Below are 16,263 nucleotides of genomic sequence, written 5' to 3' on the forward strand. Positions count from 1 at the left end.
TGTCTGATATGTCTGGTATAGCCATGAATAATTTGAGACGGCTGGATATCAACCTGCTGCTGACCCTCGACGTGTTGCTGGCCGAGCACAACGTCACCCGTGCCGCACAGCGGCTGAACCTGTCACAGCCCTCGGTGAGCGTGCATCTGGCGAAGTTGCGCGACATCTTTGGCGATCCGTTGTTGCTGCCCGGCCCCCGTGGCATGCGTCCGACCGTCCGCGCCGATGAACTGCGCGAGCCGCTGCGCGAAGCACTGGAAGCATTGGAGCGGGCGGTGGCGCCGGCCAGCCCGTTCGACCCGGCGCTGGCGATCCACACCTGGAAAATCTCGGCAACGGACTACGGCGAATCGACTATCGTCCTGCCAGCCCTGAGCGGTTTGCGTACGCAGGCGCCGGGTACACGGCTGGCGGTGGTCGACCTGCTGCCGGGGCAAATGGTCAAGCAGGCGGAGCAGGGGCTGTTCGACCTGGCGCTGCACATCACCGAAGGCGCGCCGCCGGAGTTGCATCAACGGCCGCTGTTCACCGAGCGCTACGTGCTGGCCGGCCGTATCGGCCATCCGGGTTTGAACGCGCCGCCGACACGCGAACAGTTCTGCGCACTGGAACACGTCATGGTGTCGCGGGAGGGCGGGGGCTTCTGGGGCACGACCGACAATGCCTTGGCCGATGTGGGGCTGTCGCGCAAGGTGGTGCTGTCGGTGCCGCACTTTCTGTTGGTGATGTCGGTGCTGGCGAGCACCGACCTGGTGGCGATGCTGCCGTCACGCCTGGTGCGTGGCCACCCGGCGCTGCAAGTGGTCGACGCACCGCTGCAAGTGCCGGGTTACGAGATGGCGATGTTCTGGGGCGAGCGTTCCCACCGCGACCCGGCGCACAAGTGGCTGCGCGAGCATCTGGCGGCGTCGGTCTGAGTGTCAGGCGTGGCCGAGGGCAATTGCGAAGGACACGACGATCATGCAGGCGAAGGCGAAATTGAGGTTCACGGCGGGCATCCTGAGCCATTTGGAGTGGGGCCATTTTGAACAGGCTGAAAGCAAAGGAAAAATTCGCCTTGGTGATTCCAAAGATCGAAACAATTGATGGCTGCCGGTTTGTGTTTGGCCGAGGCTTTCGCTAGGCTCGCAAAACCTGCAACTACAAGCATAAACAGGCATTACCATGCACGACCATTCCGCCAGCGAACTCCCGTCCCTGCGCCGTCAGAAAATCCTCCTGATCCTCGAACGTGACGGCAAGGTCATGGCTTCCGAGCTGAGCCAGCACTTTGCGGTGTCCGAGGACACCATTCGCCGCGACCTCGCCGAACTGGACAGCGCAGGCCTGGTGCAGCGGGTTCATGGCGGGGCGCTGCCGCGACCGAAGGACACTGGCAAGGATTACTTCACGCGTCTGGACGAGACGGATGAGGTCAAGGTGCGGCTGGCGCAGTTGGCGGCGCAGAAGGTCGAGGACGGGCAGATCGTGTTGTTCGATTCCGGCTCGACCACGTTGCAGGTGGCGCGGGCGTTGCGTCCGGACATCAGTATCACGGCGGTGACGGCGGCACCGATGACGGCGATTGCCTTGGCGGCGTACGCCGGGGTGAAGGTGATCCTGGCCGGCGGGCAGTTGAACCCGAAAACCCTGTCGGCCGGCGGGCATGAGGCGTTGCGGCTGATTGCCGGGATCAAGGCGGATCTGGCGTTTACCGGGGTCTGCGCGATTCACCCGGACGTGGGCATCACCTCGCTGCATTTCGATGAGGTGCCGGTGAAGCAGGCCTTGCTCGCCAGCGCGGCGCGGGTGATTGCCGTGACCACGGCGGACAAGCTCGGCGCGGTGGAGCCGTTTGTGGTGGCCCCGTGTGAGCGACTGCACACCCTGATCACCGAGCGGCACCTGGCCTCGGGCAGTGTCGAGGATTACCGGCGGTTGGGGATTGAGGTGGAGCAGTTGCCAGACTGAAGTCTTGTGGCGGGTCTGACGGCGTTTTCGCGGGCAAGCCCGGCGCCCACATTTTCCGGGGTATCAGACCCGGACGTTGTGGGCGCCGGGCTTGCCCGCGAAGAGGCCGGTCCATTCACCGCAAAATCCGGCCTCGCTCAGACACCCGAATCAGCGCAACCGCTCCAGCATCTGGTAGTACCACATCCCGGCCGCCAGCATCGGATTGCCCAGCAGATCGCCCATCGGCACGCGAATGTGCTGACAACGCGCAAACGTATCGAACTGCTCCATCTGCCCGGTGATCGCCCGGCCCATGATTTCACCCATGATGTGCGTGGTGGCGATGCCGTGCCCGGAGTAGCCCTGGCAATACCAGACGTTATCCGAGAGCTTGCCCAGTTGCGGGATGCGGTTGATCACGATGCCCATGGCGCAACTCCACTGGTAATCGATCGGCACACCCTTGAGCGCCGGGAAGGTTTGCTCGATGCAGGGCCGCAGTTCGCCGGCGATGTCCCGTGAGTCCTTGCCGCTGTAGTTGGCGCCGCCGCCGAACAGCAAACGCCCGTCGGCGGTGAGGCGGTAGTAATCGAGGACGAAACGGCAGTCGTACACCGCCAGGTCTTGGGGGTTGATCTGCTTCGCCAGATCCCCCAGCGGCGCGGTGGTGACGATGCCGCCCATGGCCGGGAAAATCTTGCCCTTGAGCTGGCCGGGTTCGAGCTTGTGGTAGACATCGCCGGCCAGCAGCACTTGCCTGGCATCTATCTGGCCATGGGCGGTTCTGATACCCGGTGTGTCGCCGTGGATGATCTCCAGCACTTCACTGTTTTCGAAAATCAACGCCCCCAGACCTTCCGCCGCCCGTGCTTCGCCGATGCACAGATTGAGCGGGTGCAGGTGCATGTTGCGGGTGTTCTTGATTGCGCCGTAATAGAGGTCGCTTTGCAGCAGATCGCGCACCTGGCTGCGGTCAAGCAGGCTGACTTCGTCACCCATGCCACGGCGCACGGCTTCTTCATAGTCGCTGCGCAAACCGTCCATGTGACTCGGCTTGTACGCCGCGTGCAGATGGCCGTGCTTGAGGTCGCACTGGATGGCGTATTTCTCGACTCGCTGCTGGATGATTTCGTGCCCGCGCCAGCGCAGATGCCAGATGAAATCGTCGACCTCATCGCCGAGTTTGCGGCGCATCTGTTTGCGCATCGCGCCGTCGCCGGACAGGCTGCCGGTGACCTGTCCGCCATTGCGCCCGGTGGCGCCCCAGCCGATCTTGTGGCTTTCGACGATGGCGACTGTCAGGCCTTTTTCGGCCAGTTCGACAGCGGTGGCGACGCCGGTGAAGCCACCGCCGATGATGACCACGTCAACCTTGTGTCGGCCTTGCAGCGAGGGGTAATCGGTGTCCTGGTTAAGGGTGGCGGTGTAGTAGGAATGAGTGCGTTGGGTCATGTGAGTGTCCAGAGAAATTCAGGCTCGAGGGCGGACACAACTCCCTTTGTGGGAGTTGTGTGGGGCAGCGGAAATCAGGCCTCCGTCAGATACCAGCGCCAATCCTGCTCGCCCACCTCGGCCATGAACTGGCGGTATTCCGCGCGTTTCACTGCCAGATAAACCCCGAGAAATTCCTGCCCCAACGCATCCCGCGCCCATGCCGAGTGGTGCAACGCATTGAGCGAGGTCAGCCAGTCGGTCGGCAGCAGCTCCGTCGCTTGCGCATACCCATTGCCCTCTACCGGTTCGCCCGGGTCGAGGTTGTCCTTGATGCCGCGATGAATGCCGGCGAGGATTGCGGCCGCTGCCAGATACGGGTTGGCATCGGCGCCGCAGATGCGGTGTTCGATGTGGCGGGTGTTGGCCGGGCCGCCCGGTACGCGCAGGCTCACGGTGCGGTTGTCGACGCCCCAGGTCGGTGCCAGCGGGGCGTAGCTGTTGGCCTGGAAGCGACGGTAGGAGTTGGCGTTCGGGCAGAACAGCAGCAGTGAGTCGAGCAGGGACGCGAGCATGCCGCCAATCGCTGTGCGCAGCAGCGGGGTGCCGGCCGGGTCTTCGGCGGCGAACAGATTGCGCCCCTCGTCATCGGCGAGGCTGACGTGCATGTGCATGCCGGTGCCCGCCAGATCATCGAAGGGCTTGGCCATGAACGTCGCCTGCATGCCGTGCTTGTGGGCCACCGCCTTGACCAGCCGTTTGTAGCGCACAGCCTGATCCATCGCCTCCAGCGCATCGCCGTGTTCGAGGGTGATTTCCACCTGGCCCGGCGCGTATTCGGAGATCGCCGTGCGCGCCGGAATGCCATGTAGTTTGCAGGCGCTGTAGAGGTCGGCGAGGAAGGGCTCGATCTGCTCGAGCTCCCGCAAACCGTAGACCTGAGTGTGTCGCGGTCGTCCGCCGTCGGCGTCCAGCGCCGGTTGCGGACGGCCGTTGTGATCGCGTTTGGCGTCGAGCAGATAGAACTCCAGCTCGCAGGCCATGACCGGGTGATAACCCTCGGCTTTCAAGCGCTCGATCACCTTGATCAGCAGGTGTCGCGGATCGGCGATGCTGGCCGGCAGGCCTTGCTCCGGGTGCATGCTCACCTGCACGGCGGCGGTGGGAATCTGCCGCCACGGCAGGCGCACCAGACTGCCTTCCAGGGGATAGGCGCGGCAGTCGATATCGCCGACGTCCCACACCAGGCCGGAATTTTCCACGTCCTCGCCATGCACCGTCAGGCCGAGGATGGTGCTGGGCAATGGACGGCCGCTTTCATACACGGCGAGCAGTTCTTCACGATGCAACAGCTTGCCGCGCGGCACGCCGTTGGCGTCGAGGATGAACAGCTCGATCATGTCGATGTCGGGGTTCTGATCGAGAAAGTTACGGGCGTCTTCAAGGGCTGCGAATTTCATGTCAATCACTCACGAGTGCGCCGCACGGGCGCGCAGATTCGGGCCGGACGCAGCAACGGGCAAAAGACCCGGGCGTCCTGGCAGGGATATCGAAAGAGGGGGACTGTCGCGTGGTCAACCGGCGCGATCAGACGGGCAGGGAGATATCCGGCGGACGTGCGGAGTGACGCAGCTTGGAACGGCGCAGGGCCATGGGGAGATTGACGATGCGATTCATGCGCGGCTCCTGCGAGGAAGGGCGCATGCAGCAGAGACGTTCAACGATTCTGGTTGTTGTGGTGACGTGCTCATGACGCGTGTTTCCGTTGGCGGAAAACGTCGGCGGCGGGAGTGTCCCGCCATGCCGGGGTGGCTGGATAGTAAGGGGGAATCCCCGGAGAAGTAAACGGCTGATTCGCGGCCGGGAGGCTCGGCCGCAGGCTCAGCGCAACAGGTGGAACCCCAGCCCGACGAGGGCGCAAACGGTCAACACCTCGATCACGCCACGCTTGAAAATAAACAGACCGAGCGTGGCCGCCGCCGCGAGCAGCAGCGAAAAAACATCCGGTGACGCGGCAAAACCGTTCGGCCAGAACACGTGGTAAGCGAAGAAGCACGCCAGGTTCAGAATCACCCCGACCACCGCTGCCGTGATCGCGGTCAGCGGGGCGGTGAACTTCAGTTCGTTGTGGGTCGACTCCACCAGCGGCCCGCCAGCGAGGATGAACAGGAACGAGGGCAGGAAGGTGAACCACGTCACCAGCGTCGCCGCCAATGCACCGGCGACGAACGCATGCTCGGGGCCGAACGCCGGCTGCACGTAACCGCCGACGAAGCCGACAAACGCCACCACCATGATCAGCGGCCCCGGCGTGGTTTCCCCGAGCGCGAGGCCGTCGATCATCTGCGTCGGCGTCAGCCAGCCGTAATGCCCGACCGCGCCTTGATACACGTAGGGCAACACCGCGTAGGCACCGCCGAAGGTGAGCAGCGCCGCTTTGGTGAAGAACCAGCCCATCTGCGTGAACGTGCCGTCCCAGCCGAAGAGTGCTGTCAGCAGGGCCATCGGCAGGCACCACAGCAGCGCGCCGACCACTGCCAGGCGCAGCAGCTTTGGCAGATGAAAGCGTGCGTGTTCGGGTGTCGGTGTGTCGTCGTCGATCAGCGCCGGGCCGAAGGATTTTTCGCTGCCGCGCTGGCCGCCGTTGTTGAATCTTTCCGGTGTCAGGCGCCCACCCAGGTAGCCGATCAGCGCCGCGCCCAGCACGATCAGCGGGAATGGCACGTTGAACGCGAAAATCGCCACGAACGCGGCCCCGGCGATTGCCCATAGCCAGGTGTTTTTCAGCGCCCGCGAGCCGATGCGGTGAGCGGCGTGCAGGACAATCGCCGTCACTGCCGGTTTGATCCCGTAAAACACCCCGGCCACGGCGGGCACGTCACCGAACGCGATGTACACCCACGACAGGCCAATCAGGATAAACAGCGACGGCAGGACAAACAGCGCACCGGCCAGCACCCCGCCCCAGGTACGGTGCAGCAGCCAGCCAATGTAGGTCGCCAATTGCTGAGCCTCGGGGCCGGGCAGCAGCATGCAGTAATTGAGGGCGTGGAGAAAACGCCGCTCGGAGATCCAGCGCCGCCGCTCCACCAGCTCCTGATGCATGATCGCGATCTGCCCGGCCGGACCGCCGAAACCGATGCAGCCGAGCTTCAGCCAGAAGCGCCAGGCCTGACGCAGGGTGACGGGGTCGGGGCGGGGGAGATCCTGCGGCGTTGTGCTCAAGGGCACTCCTGGGTGAGTCGTGTCAGGGGCCTCTATCTCATCAGGTTTGTATTGCAATCAACAACCACCCAGAACCACGCCGGGGACTCGGTCGCCCCCAGAAAGTTTTGCAGCGTGTGGATTCAGCTCAGCACGTAGTCCACCGGCATCAACACCGGAGGCAGTTCGGTTTCGCCGAGCTCAAACAGAATGTCGCGCTCGATGGTGCGCACCAGTGCGTCGGTCGGCAGATCGTTTTCGTCGCGGCCGAAGGGGTCTTCCAGTTCGTCGGCGATGGCGTCCAGGCCGAAGAAGGTGTAGCTGACGATGGCAGTGAACAGCGGTGTCAGCCAACCCAGCGGTTCGGCCATGGCGAACGGCAGCAGGATGCAGAACAGGTAGATCGTGCGGTGCAGCAGCAAGGTGTAGGGGAAGGGCAGCGGGGTGTTCTTGATGCGGTCACACACCGCTTGCGCCTGGGTCAGGCTGGTCAGGTGATTGGCCAGCAGCATGTAGCGCCATTCGCTGAGTTCGCCGCTCTGCTGCAGGTCGCCGCATTGCTCGCCGATCTGATGCAAGATGCGCCCGCTGTAGTCCGGCACTTCTGCATCAAGTTTCGGTGTGATCCACGCAGCGCTGGCCACCGCCTCGCTTTCGCGGCGCAATCGCGCATTCAGGGAGTGGGCGAAACCGCAAAGGTTGAGCAACAACGGCCGGCGGTGGACTGATTGGCGGATAACTTGGGTCTCGCGCATTACCGAGCGGGTATGCACGATCACTTCGCCCCACGCCTTGCGGGCTTCGTACCAGCGGTCGTAACAGGCGTTGTTGCGAAAACTCATGAAGATCGACAGCGACAGCCCGAGCAGGGTGAACGGCGTGGCGCTGACCTTGGTGAAACTGCTCGGATGGAGGATTTCCACCAGCACGATACCTGCCGCCAGCAGCGTGACCATCAATGCGCGCAGCGCGATGCGCTTGGCGATCGAACCCTTGAGGGTAAAGAGGATGGCGAATTGGTTGATCTTGGGTCTGATGATCATGCTGTGCGATCCCGGTTACGCAGGGAGGTGGCGGTTCAGCCGCCGGTCATGTTCATGAAGCGCACGACCTGAACGTCGTCGTTCACTTCGAAATGGTGGCGATAGGGTTTGAGTTTCATCGCCTCGATAATCGCTTTCTCCAGCCGCTGCGGTTGCCCCGGATGGGCGCGCAGCACCGCTTTGAGATCCACCGAGTGTTCGTTACCCAGACACAGTAGCAGGCGACCTTCCACGGTCAGCCGCACGCGGTTGCAGGTGCCGCAGAAATTGTGGCTGTGAGGTGAAATGAAGCCCAGGCGGATATGCGGCGCCTCGGCCAGGCGCCAGTAGCGCGACGGGCCTTGGGTCGATTCGGCGGAGTCGATCAGGGTGTAGCGTTCGGCGATCCGCTCGCGCACCTGGGCGCTGGAGAAAAACGACTCGGCGCGGCTGTGTTCATGAATGATGCCCAGGGGCATTTCCTCGATGAAAGAGATGTCCAGTTCACGGTCGATGGCGAAGCGCACCAGATCGTTGATCTCGTGATCGTTGCGCCCTTGCATCACCACGCAGTTGAGCTTGGTGCGGGTGAAACCGGCGTTGCGCGCGGCATCGATGCCGTTGATCACCTGCGCCAGGTCGCCGGTGCGGGTCATCTGTTTGAAGCGGGCGGGATCGAGGCTGTCGAGGCTGACATTGAGGCGCTTGACCCCGGCCTCGAACAGCGGCGCGGCCAGTTTGCCGAGCTGCGAACCGTTGGTGGTCAGGCACAGCTCGCGCAGGCCGGGCAGGGTGGCGATCTGCTCGCACAGTTTGACCACGCCGGGGCGAATCAGCGGCTCGCCGCCGGTGAGGCGAATCTTGCGGGTGCCCAGCGCCACGAAACCCTGGGCCAGTTGATAGATCTCTTCCAGGGTCAGCACTTGCTGACGTGGCAGAAACTGCATGTCTTCGGCCATGCAGTACACACAGCGGAAGTCGCAGCGGTCGGTGACTGACATGCGCAGATAGTCGACGCGGCGGTTGTAACCATCGATCAGGACGCGCTCTGGCATGGCAGCCTCGCAGGGAAAACGGCGCAGATTAGGCACAACCGCGCAGTGCGTCCAATCACTAATAGTGAATGATCGATTGACGGGATCGATGACCCCTCCACCGGCCTCGGGCTGAACTTTCGAGGACGATGGGCAGATTATTCGGCGCCGAACATCGCGGTCCAGTAGATGCCCGCATCGCTTTTCGGGTCGGTGGCGTAGGCGGCGCCGAGTTCGCGGTATTGCGGGTTCATCAGGTTGGCGCAGTGGCCGGGGCTGGCGAGCCAGCCGTCGACGACTTTGCGTGGGGTGTCTTGCCCGGCGGCGATGTTTTCGCCGACTTGCTGGCCGCTGTAGCCAGCCAGTTCGGCGCGGTCGCCTGGGGTGCGGCCGTCGCGGTCCTTGTGGTCAAAATAGTTTTTGTTGGCCATGTCGCGGCTATGGTCCTGAGCGACTGTGCCCAGGGTCGCATTCCACGCCAGCGGCGCAGCGGCGGCGAATGCCTGACCGCCACACTGGCGCGGCTGGCTGCGGGCGGCGTTGAGTTGTTCCAGCAACTTCTGGCCTTCGCTCTGCGCATCGCCCAGGCGTGCGCTGAGCAGCGGCCGGGCGAGGGTGATGCGCCAGTCGCGATCGGCGCGGCTGACAGCGATATCGACGAACTGCGGGTCCAGCACCACCTGACAGAAACTCTCCTGAATCGCCTTCATCGCCGACGCTGCATCGCGAGGTCCGTTGAGGCTGATCGCCTGCACATTGACCATCGGGTAACTGGCGCGAGCCATGGCCTGTTGCAGATCGACCACGCCGCTGGCCGGCAGAATCAGCCGTGGATCGGCCGACAGTGGCGGCAGCTCGTTCGACGCCTGGGTGCCGCAACGCTGGGGCTGGCTGCGATAACTGTTGATCGACTCGACCAGTTGCGACTCGTCGGTGGCCATGGCCGAGGCGGCAAACGCCAGGCCTGCGGACAGCGCGGCAATTCGCAAAACGGATGGCATGAAGCGCATGGAAATCTCCCTTGGGCTGAGTGAGCCCATGATGCGCGAAATGGCCCCGGTGGGTGCAATGTCTTTTTCTTCACGCAACGATATTTTCTGCGCAACTTTAGGCTTGAGTTTGCCGTCTACACTCTGCGAAACCCCCGGAAAACGGGCGTTTCACCGCTGTAACACCTTGCCCGCACCGGGCGCTGCCGGACGTATCGATCATGGGATTCAACGGGTTGCTTTTATGTCTCGCGTTAACCCTGCCGGGCATGGCCGTGATGGCCACCGAGCAGGCCCCGATCAAGGAAAAGGCTGAACAGAAGGCCCAGGTGCTGGAGGAAAAGGCCGCCGATAAAGTCAGCGCGGCACCGGCGCCCAAATCCGAAGCCATCACCCCGACCGAAGCACAAGCGGTCGACCCGGCCGGCGCCGCGCCGCTGGACGATCCGCTCACCTGCCTGGCACGCAGCATCTATTGGGAGGCCAAGGGCAAGGACAATGCGGAAATGGAAGCGGTCGCCAATGTGGTGATGAACCGCCTCGGTCATGAAGGTTTTCCGGATACTGTGTGCGCGGTGGTCAAGCAAGGTTCGGAAACCAAGAGCTGCCAGTTTTCCTGGTGGTGCGATGGCCGCTCGGATCAGGTCAAGGAAGACGCCGAATACGCGCTCGCCAAGGAAATCGCCGGCAAGGCGCTGAACCGCCAGCTCACCGATCGCACCCACGGCGCGTTGTACTTCCACGACCGCAATGTGCATCCGGGCTGGGCCAGGGAATACACCAAGACCGCCGAAACCGGAAAGTTCCTGTTCTACAAACCCGCCGGTGGCGATGCGCGCTAGGCGCAAGTCTCCCGCACACAGTCGCGCAGCCAATGGTGCGCCGGATCGGCGTCCATGCGCGGGTGCCAGAGCATCGACACGGTGATGTCCGGCACCACCAGCGGCAGTTCGAAGCTGTGTAGACCGGCACGCAGCTTTTCGGTATGCCGGTCTGGCACGCAGGCGATCAGATCCGAGTCACGCACCAAGGCCAGCGCAGCGGAGAAGCCGCCGACCGTGGTGACGATGTTGCGGCTCAGCCCCAGGCCTTGCAGTGCCTGATCCACTGGGCCGCTGGCAGCGCCATGACGTGACACCAGCACATGTTCGCCGGCGATGAATCGCCGGGTGCTGACCTTGCCCGAACTCAACGGATGCCCCTCGCGCACCACCCCGACAAAACGGTCGCGGAACAGGATGCGGCTGTGCAGCGAGTCATCGGTGCTGTCCACGATCACCCCGGTTTCCAGATCGACCCGACCGTCGCGCAGCAGCGTGCTGTCCTTGTCGGTTTTCTGCAGAAAGCGCAGACGTACGCCGGGCGCTTGCCGGGCAATACGCGCGAGCAGGGCAGCGGCAAACGTCTCGACGAAACCATCGCTGCTGCGCAGCGTAAACGTGCGTTGCAACTGAGCAGGATCGAGCACCCGGGCCGGGCGCAGCAGCGCTTCGGCTTCCTGCACCAGCAGGCCGACCCGCTCGCGCAATTCCAGTGCCCGAGGCGTCGGCACCAGTCCACGACCGGCGCGCACCAGCAACGGGTCGCCAGTGGTTTCACGCAGTCGGGCGAGGGCGCGACTCATGGCCGACGGGCTCAGGTGCAGTTGCTCGGCGGCGCGGGCGACGCTGCCTTCGCGCAGCAGCACATCGAGGGTAATCAGCAGATTCAGGTCCGGCGCACTCATGACATGGCGCTCCATGCAGCTATGGAGTGCAAAGCATGCGTCTTCCGCCATGTGCTGTCGAGACTTAGGCTGGCGCTCATGACCTCGCCGGAGTGAACGCCCATGTCGCAACAACCCTCCTTGAACAGCAATGCCCGTTGGGCGCTGACCGGCCTGTGCCTGTCGATGCTGATGCCGTCCCTCGACACCAGCATCGCCAACGCCGGCCTGCCGACTCTGGCCGCCGCATTCGATGCCTCGTTCCAGCCAGTGCAATGGATCGTCCTGGCCTATCTGCTGGCGGTAACGACGTTGATCGTCAGCGTCGGCCGTCTCGGCGATTTGCTCGGGCGTCGGCGATTGCTGCTGATCGGCATCGGCATTTTTACCGTCGCTTCGTTGGCCTGTGCAGTGGCCAGCGAGTTGCCGTGGCTGATCGCTGCGCGGGCGGTGCAGGGCCTGGGCGCTGCGATCATGCTGGCGTTGACCATGGCGCTGGTCGGTGGCGCGGTGCCGAAGGAGCGCGCCGGCAGTGCCATGGGGTTGCTCGGAACGATGTCGGCGATCGGTACTACGCTTGGGCCATCGCTGGGCGGCGTGTTGATTGCGCAGGTCGGCTGGCAGTGGATGTTCCTGATCAACGTGCCGCTGGGTTTGCTTAACGGGTGGCTGGTTTATCGCTATCTGCCGACGGATCAAACCCGTGGCGCGCGGGTGCGTTTCGATCATGTGGGCACGCTGGTTCTGGCCGTGACGCTGGCGGCTTATGCGCTGGCGATGACGTCCAGGGAGAGTTCCGCGTTCACCCTGGCGCTGTTGCTGGTCAGCGTGTGTGGCGGCGGGCTGTTCATCTACATCGAGCGCAGCGTGGCGGCGCCGTTGATTCGTTTGTCGCTGTTCGCCGAGCCTCGGTTGAGTGCCAGCCTGGCGATGAGTGCGCTGGTGGCGACGGTGATGATGACCACGCTGGTGGTCGGGCCGTTTTACCTGAGCCGGGGACTTGGCCTGAGTGCCGGGGTGGTGGGGCTGGCGTTGTCGGTCGGGCCTTTGGTGGCCGCATTCGGCGGCGTGCCGGCGGGGCGGCTGGTGGATCGCTTCGGCGCACAGCGGATGATGCGTGTCGGGTTGTTGGGGATGGTCGGCGGTTGTGGATTGCTGGCGCTGTTGCCAATGGGATTCGGGCTGTTCGGGTATGTGCTGCCGATTGCCTGGGTCACGGCCAGTTATGCGTTGTTTCAGGCGGGCAATAACACCGGGCTGATGGCCGGTGTCAGTCAGGATCAGCGCGGGGTGGTTTCGGCGCTGCTGGGGTTGTCGCGCAATCTTGGGTTGATCACGGGAGCAGCGGCGATGGGGGCGGTGTTTGCCGTGGCGACAGGTGATCCGACTCAGGCGCCGGCCGAGGTGATCGGCCGTGGTTTGCACGTGACGTTTGGGGTGGCTGCGGGGTTGATGATTGTGGCTTTGTGGCTCAGCCGGGTGGAGATAAAAGGCTGGGCGGGTGTCAGCTTGCGGTGAAAGGGTGGCCGGGCTGGCCCACTCCCACAATGTCTTCGGTATACCGATCCATCCTGTGGGAGCGGGCTTGCCCGCGAAGAGGGAATGTCAGTCCCCCATTTGCCAGATGACCCACCGCCGCCACGAGCCGCGATCACTCCCGCGCCGGAAAAAACAGCTCGAAGCAGGTCACTCCCTCAATACTGCTGACGCTGTACCGGCCCTGATGCAGTTGCATGATCGTCGCGACGATCGACAGCCCCAGGCCGTTGGATTGTGCCGAGCGTTCGCGGGACTGGTCGACGCGGTAGAAGCGCTCGAACAGCCGCGACAGATGTTCGGCGGGGATGGTCGCGCCCTGGTTACGCACCCGCAGGTAGCTGCCGTCAGGCTCGGCCACCGCCTCGACCTGCAGCGTCGAGTCCGCCGCGCCGTACTTGATCGCGTTGGCGCACAGGTTGGCGAGTGCCCGGCGCAGCAGCATCGGTTCGGCCCAGATCACGCCGCTGCCGCGCGCCTCGATGCTGATCCCGACATCCGCCGCCACCCCTTCGAAGTAATCGGCAATGCGCTGCATCTCGTCGGCGGCGTCCAGTTCCTGGCGCTGGCTCAACGCCGATGAAGGATCGGTGCGCGCCAGGAACAGCATGTTGTCGAGCATCCGTGTCAGCCGTTCCAGTTCTTCGACGTTGGAGGCGAGCAACTGCTGATAGGCCTCGATGCTGCGGTTCTGGTGCAGGGCGACCTGGGTTTCGCCGAGCAGGTTGTTGATCGGCGTGCGCAGTTCATGGGCCATGTCGGTGGAGACCTGGCTCAACTGGGCAAAACCTTTGGCGAGTCGATCGAGCATGGCGTTGAACGCTTCGATCATCGGTTGCAATTCCCGTGGCGTGCCGTGGCTGTCGAGCCGCTCGCCGAGGTTGCCGACGCCGATCCCATGGGCATGACGCGCCAGCCGGCGCAGCGGCAGCAGGCCGCGATACACCAGCAGGCAGCCGATCAACGCCAGCACCACCGCCGCCAGCGTCGCCAGGCCGTACACGCTCAGTCGATAGTTGGCGAGCATCGCCGTGCGTTCGCTCATCAAACGGCCGGTGAGCACTTGCAGGTTGCCCAGTTCGCCGGAGTCGATGGTCGCCGCCACCGCCGAAAACGGCACGCCGTTGACGCTGGGCAGATGTTGCACATCCTTGAGGGTCATCGGGTGATCGATGGGCACGGCCGGTAGGGTCGGGGTGTTCAGGTTGCCGGGGTTGACCACCAGCAGCGGCGGTTGCCCCGGTGCGCCGATGGTCAGCAGCGCTTCGCGATTGCCGAGCATGTTCTGGAACAGCGCCGGTTTGTTCTTGATCAGCTCCAGGGTGTTGCTGTCGTTGAGGAAGGTGCGCAACTGATCGACACGGCTGACCAGGGAAATGTCATCGCGACGGATCAACTGCTCCTCCAGCTCCTGATACAGCGCCGCGCCGAGGCCGGCCAGCGAACCGAAGGCGAGCAGGGCGAACACCAGCGCCAGGCGCAGGGTCAGGGAGTAAGTGCCGGCGTTTTTCTTCATGGCTGGGTATCGAAGCGGTAGCCGATGCCGCGCACGCTATGGATCAGCTTGAGCGTGAACGGGTCGTCGATCTTCTGTCGCAGGCGGCGCACGGCGACATCCACCACATTGGTGTCACTGTCGAAATTCATGTCCCACACCCGCGAGGCGATCAGCGAGCGCGACAGCACTTGCCCGGTGTGGCTGGCGAACAATTGCAACAGGGCGAACTCCTTGTTGGTCAGGGTGATCCGCATGTTGTCGCGGGTCACCCGGCGCTTGAGCACATCGATCTGCAGGTCGGCGACTTGCAGATGTTCCTCTTCGTGGATCGGGCCACGGCGAGTCAGGGTACGCAGGCGCGCCACCAGTTCGGCGAAGGAAAACGGCTTGATCAGGTAATCGTCGGCGCCCAGTTCCAGGCCCTTGACCCGGTCGGCGATGTCGTCGCGGGCGGTGAGGAACAGCACCGGCGTGTCGGCTTCCTTGCGCAGCCGGCGCAGGACTTCCCAGCCATCCATTTTCGGCATCATCACATCCAGCACGATCACGTCGAAGCTGTGCTCCAGCGCCAGGTGCAGGCCGTCGGCGCCGTCCCGGGCCAGGCTCACGCTGTAGCCCAGTTCCTGCAGGCCGTTGAGCAGGTAGTTGCCGGCCTTCGGTTCGTCTTCGACGACAAGGATGTTCATGGACGCTTCGCCTTAGTTGTCATTGGTGCAGCCGCTGCCTTGCACTTGATAGTCCAGCACATGTTCTCGGCCCTGGCTGTCGAGATAATTGAGCCGCGCGGGGATCACGCCGCAGGCCTGGGAAATATCGGTGCTGGAGAGCACTTTGTCGACATCCAGATGCACGAAGAAACCGGGTTTGTCATGAATGACGGCAGTGTCCGGGGTGGTCGCGGCGAATACCGAACCACTGGCGAGGAGGGCGGTGAAGGCGAGGATCAGGGTTTTCATGATGGCGTACTCGGTAGTCTGAAGAGGATCGGCGTTCTGGCCGGGACAACTTCAGGCTACCGAGCGATCCGCTCGCTAAACCGACAACTCGATTACAAATCTGTAATGAAACGGGGGCGAGTCAACGCTGTTGATCGTTCCCACGCAGAGCATGGGAACGATGTAAGGAAACGGTTGTGTGTGGTTCAACTGCCGTGGGTGCTGAGGATGCTCGCAATCTGTTGCGGCTGGCAGTTGAGGTACGGCGAGGTTTTCAGCCAGCGCTGGTCGGGATACCAGGAGAACATGAACTGGCCGTTCTTCAGGCTGTCGATCACCCGCCGGGCGATTTGCGGGCGTACCGCCGGGCAGCCCTGGCTGCGTCCGATGCGCCCCTGGCGCTTGCTCCACAACGGATTCACGTAATCGGCGGCGTGAATCACGATGGCGCGGTCGCGGGCCATGTCATTGAAACCCGGCTCCAGACCGTCCATGCGCAGCGAGTAACCGTGGGTGCCTTCGTAACTTTCCTGGGTACGGAACAGACCGAGGCTGGACTGGAAACTGCCTTCGCGGTTGGAGAACTGCGTGGCGAAGTTTTCCCCGGAGTTCGAACCGTGGGCGACCAGATCACGCAGCACCAGTTTCTTGCGGGTCAGGTCGAAGATCCACAGGCGGCGCGCGGTGGACGGCTGCGAATAATCGATGATCGCCAGGTGGCGAGACTGTTTGGCGCCGTTGTTGATCGCACATTGCATGGCGTTCAATGCGCCTTTCAGCGCCTGGGGATTGAGTTCCGGTGCGGCGTGCGCGAGGCTGGTGTACAAAACCGGCGAAGTGGTGCCGGCGGCGAAAACCTGACTGGTCACCAGCCCGACGGCGGTGGCAGTCAACAAAAGTCGGCGCAAAAACGTCAACATTTAGAAAGTGTCCTCATCTGTTGCTCATTGGCACTTTGGCTCCTGACGTCCAGTCGT

The 16,263-nt window shown here is 63.5% G+C and carries 15 protein-coding genes; 4 read left to right on the forward strand and 11 right to left on the reverse strand.

Translation table 11 applies throughout. The features are described from left to right. The first annotated feature begins 23 nt into the window (after positions 1 to 23). On the forward strand, positions 24 to 917 hold the full coding sequence (locus tag N8H74_RS16740; RefSeq protein WP_262148914.1) for a LysR family transcriptional regulator: 894 nt from the start codon (positions 24 to 26) through the stop codon (positions 915 to 917). 247 nt (positions 918 to 1,164) lie between these two features. Continuing rightward, the gene (locus N8H74_RS16745; protein ID WP_262148916.1) at positions 1,165 to 1,950 is read left to right on the forward strand and encodes a DeoR/GlpR family DNA-binding transcription regulator; all 786 of its coding nucleotides are present in this window, start codon (positions 1,165 to 1,167) and stop codon (positions 1,948 to 1,950) included. 150 nt (positions 1,951 to 2,100) lie between these two features. Here the strand turns inward: N8H74_RS16745 and N8H74_RS16750 are convergent, their stop codons facing one another. The 6 genes from N8H74_RS16750 to N8H74_RS16775 all read right to left on the reverse strand — a co-directional run bounded on the left by N8H74_RS16750 (position 2,101) and on the right by N8H74_RS16775 (position 9,633). After that, positions 2,101 to 3,384 (reverse strand): FAD-binding oxidoreductase, encoded by a 1,284-nt coding sequence (locus tag N8H74_RS16750; protein ID WP_262148918.1) that lies wholly within the window; start codon positions 3,382 to 3,384, stop codon positions 2,101 to 2,103. Between the two features lie 74 nt (positions 3,385 to 3,458). Then, positions 3,459 to 4,823 carry a glutamine synthetase family protein gene (locus N8H74_RS16755; RefSeq protein ID WP_217833561.1) on the reverse strand — a complete coding sequence of 455 codons (1,365 nt, stop codon included), beginning with the start codon at positions 4,821 to 4,823 and terminating at the stop codon, positions 3,459 to 3,461. 421 nt (positions 4,824 to 5,244) lie between these two features. Then, complete coding sequence (gene chrA / locus N8H74_RS16760; RefSeq protein WP_262148920.1) at positions 5,245 to 6,588, reverse strand: chromate efflux transporter; 1,344 nt, start codon at positions 6,586 to 6,588, stop codon at positions 5,245 to 5,247. A 122-nt stretch (positions 6,589 to 6,710) separates the two neighbouring features. Next, positions 6,711 to 7,610, reverse strand: a complete 900-nt coding sequence (locus tag N8H74_RS16765) for a bestrophin family protein (RefSeq protein WP_262148922.1) — start codon at positions 7,608 to 7,610, stop codon at positions 6,711 to 6,713. 35 nt (positions 7,611 to 7,645) lie between these two features. Beyond that, the gene (gene moaA, locus N8H74_RS16770; protein ID WP_262148924.1) at positions 7,646 to 8,644 is read right to left on the reverse strand and encodes a GTP 3',8-cyclase MoaA; all 999 of its coding nucleotides are present in this window, start codon (positions 8,642 to 8,644) and stop codon (positions 7,646 to 7,648) included. Between the two features lie 137 nt (positions 8,645 to 8,781). After that, entirely contained in the window at positions 8,782 to 9,633 is an 852-nt protein-coding gene (locus N8H74_RS16775; protein ID WP_262148926.1) for a CAP domain-containing protein, read from the reverse strand. A gap of 200 nt (positions 9,634 to 9,833) precedes the next feature. Here N8H74_RS16775 and N8H74_RS16780 point away from each other — a divergent pair, with 200 nt between their 5' ends. Then, positions 9,834 to 10,454: a cell wall hydrolase gene (locus N8H74_RS16780; RefSeq protein ID WP_262148928.1), complete on the forward strand. Its 621-nt coding sequence runs from the start codon at positions 9,834 to 9,836 to the stop codon at positions 10,452 to 10,454. Here N8H74_RS16780 and N8H74_RS16785 read toward each other — a convergent pair. Then, a complete protein-coding gene (locus N8H74_RS16785; RefSeq protein ID WP_262148930.1) occupies positions 10,451 to 11,338 on the reverse strand; it encodes a LysR family transcriptional regulator in 888 nt (295 codons plus the stop codon). The genes N8H74_RS16780 and N8H74_RS16785 overlap by 4 nt on opposite strands. A 102-nt stretch (positions 11,339 to 11,440) precedes the next feature. On the opposite strand from N8H74_RS16785, the gene N8H74_RS16790 reads away from it, so the two are divergent. Beyond that, on the forward strand, positions 11,441 to 12,835 hold the full coding sequence (locus N8H74_RS16790) for an MFS transporter (protein ID WP_262148932.1): 1,395 nt from the start codon (positions 11,441 to 11,443) through the stop codon (positions 12,833 to 12,835). Positions 12,836 to 12,968: 133 nt separating this feature from the next. Here the strand turns inward: N8H74_RS16790 and N8H74_RS16795 are convergent, their stop codons facing one another. From N8H74_RS16795 to N8H74_RS16810, 4 genes are all read right to left on the reverse strand, one after another. Next, the gene (locus N8H74_RS16795) at positions 12,969 to 14,369 is read right to left on the reverse strand and encodes a heavy metal sensor histidine kinase (protein ID WP_262148934.1); all 1,401 of its coding nucleotides are present in this window, start codon (positions 14,367 to 14,369) and stop codon (positions 12,969 to 12,971) included. Continuing rightward, positions 14,366 to 15,037 carry a heavy metal response regulator transcription factor gene (locus tag N8H74_RS16800; RefSeq protein WP_217833570.1) on the reverse strand — a complete coding sequence of 224 codons (672 nt, stop codon included), beginning with the start codon at positions 15,035 to 15,037 and terminating at the stop codon, positions 14,366 to 14,368. The genes N8H74_RS16795 and N8H74_RS16800 overlap by 4 nt, the downstream gene beginning before the upstream one ends. Before the next feature lie 12 nt (positions 15,038 to 15,049). Further along, positions 15,050 to 15,307, reverse strand: a complete 258-nt coding sequence (locus tag N8H74_RS16805; RefSeq protein WP_217833571.1) for a DUF2790 domain-containing protein — start codon at positions 15,305 to 15,307, stop codon at positions 15,050 to 15,052. A gap of 185 nt (positions 15,308 to 15,492) precedes the next feature. Beyond that, positions 15,493 to 16,206 (reverse strand): murein L,D-transpeptidase catalytic domain family protein, encoded by a 714-nt coding sequence (locus tag N8H74_RS16810; RefSeq protein WP_217833572.1) that lies wholly within the window; start codon positions 16,204 to 16,206, stop codon positions 15,493 to 15,495. Between the last annotated feature and the right edge of the window lie 57 nt (positions 16,207 to 16,263).

Source organism: Pseudomonas sp. B2M1-30, from assembly GCF_025447575.1.
In the GTDB taxonomy this organism is placed as follows: Bacteria; Pseudomonadota; Gammaproteobacteria; order Pseudomonadales; family Pseudomonadaceae; genus Aquipseudomonas; species Aquipseudomonas botevensis.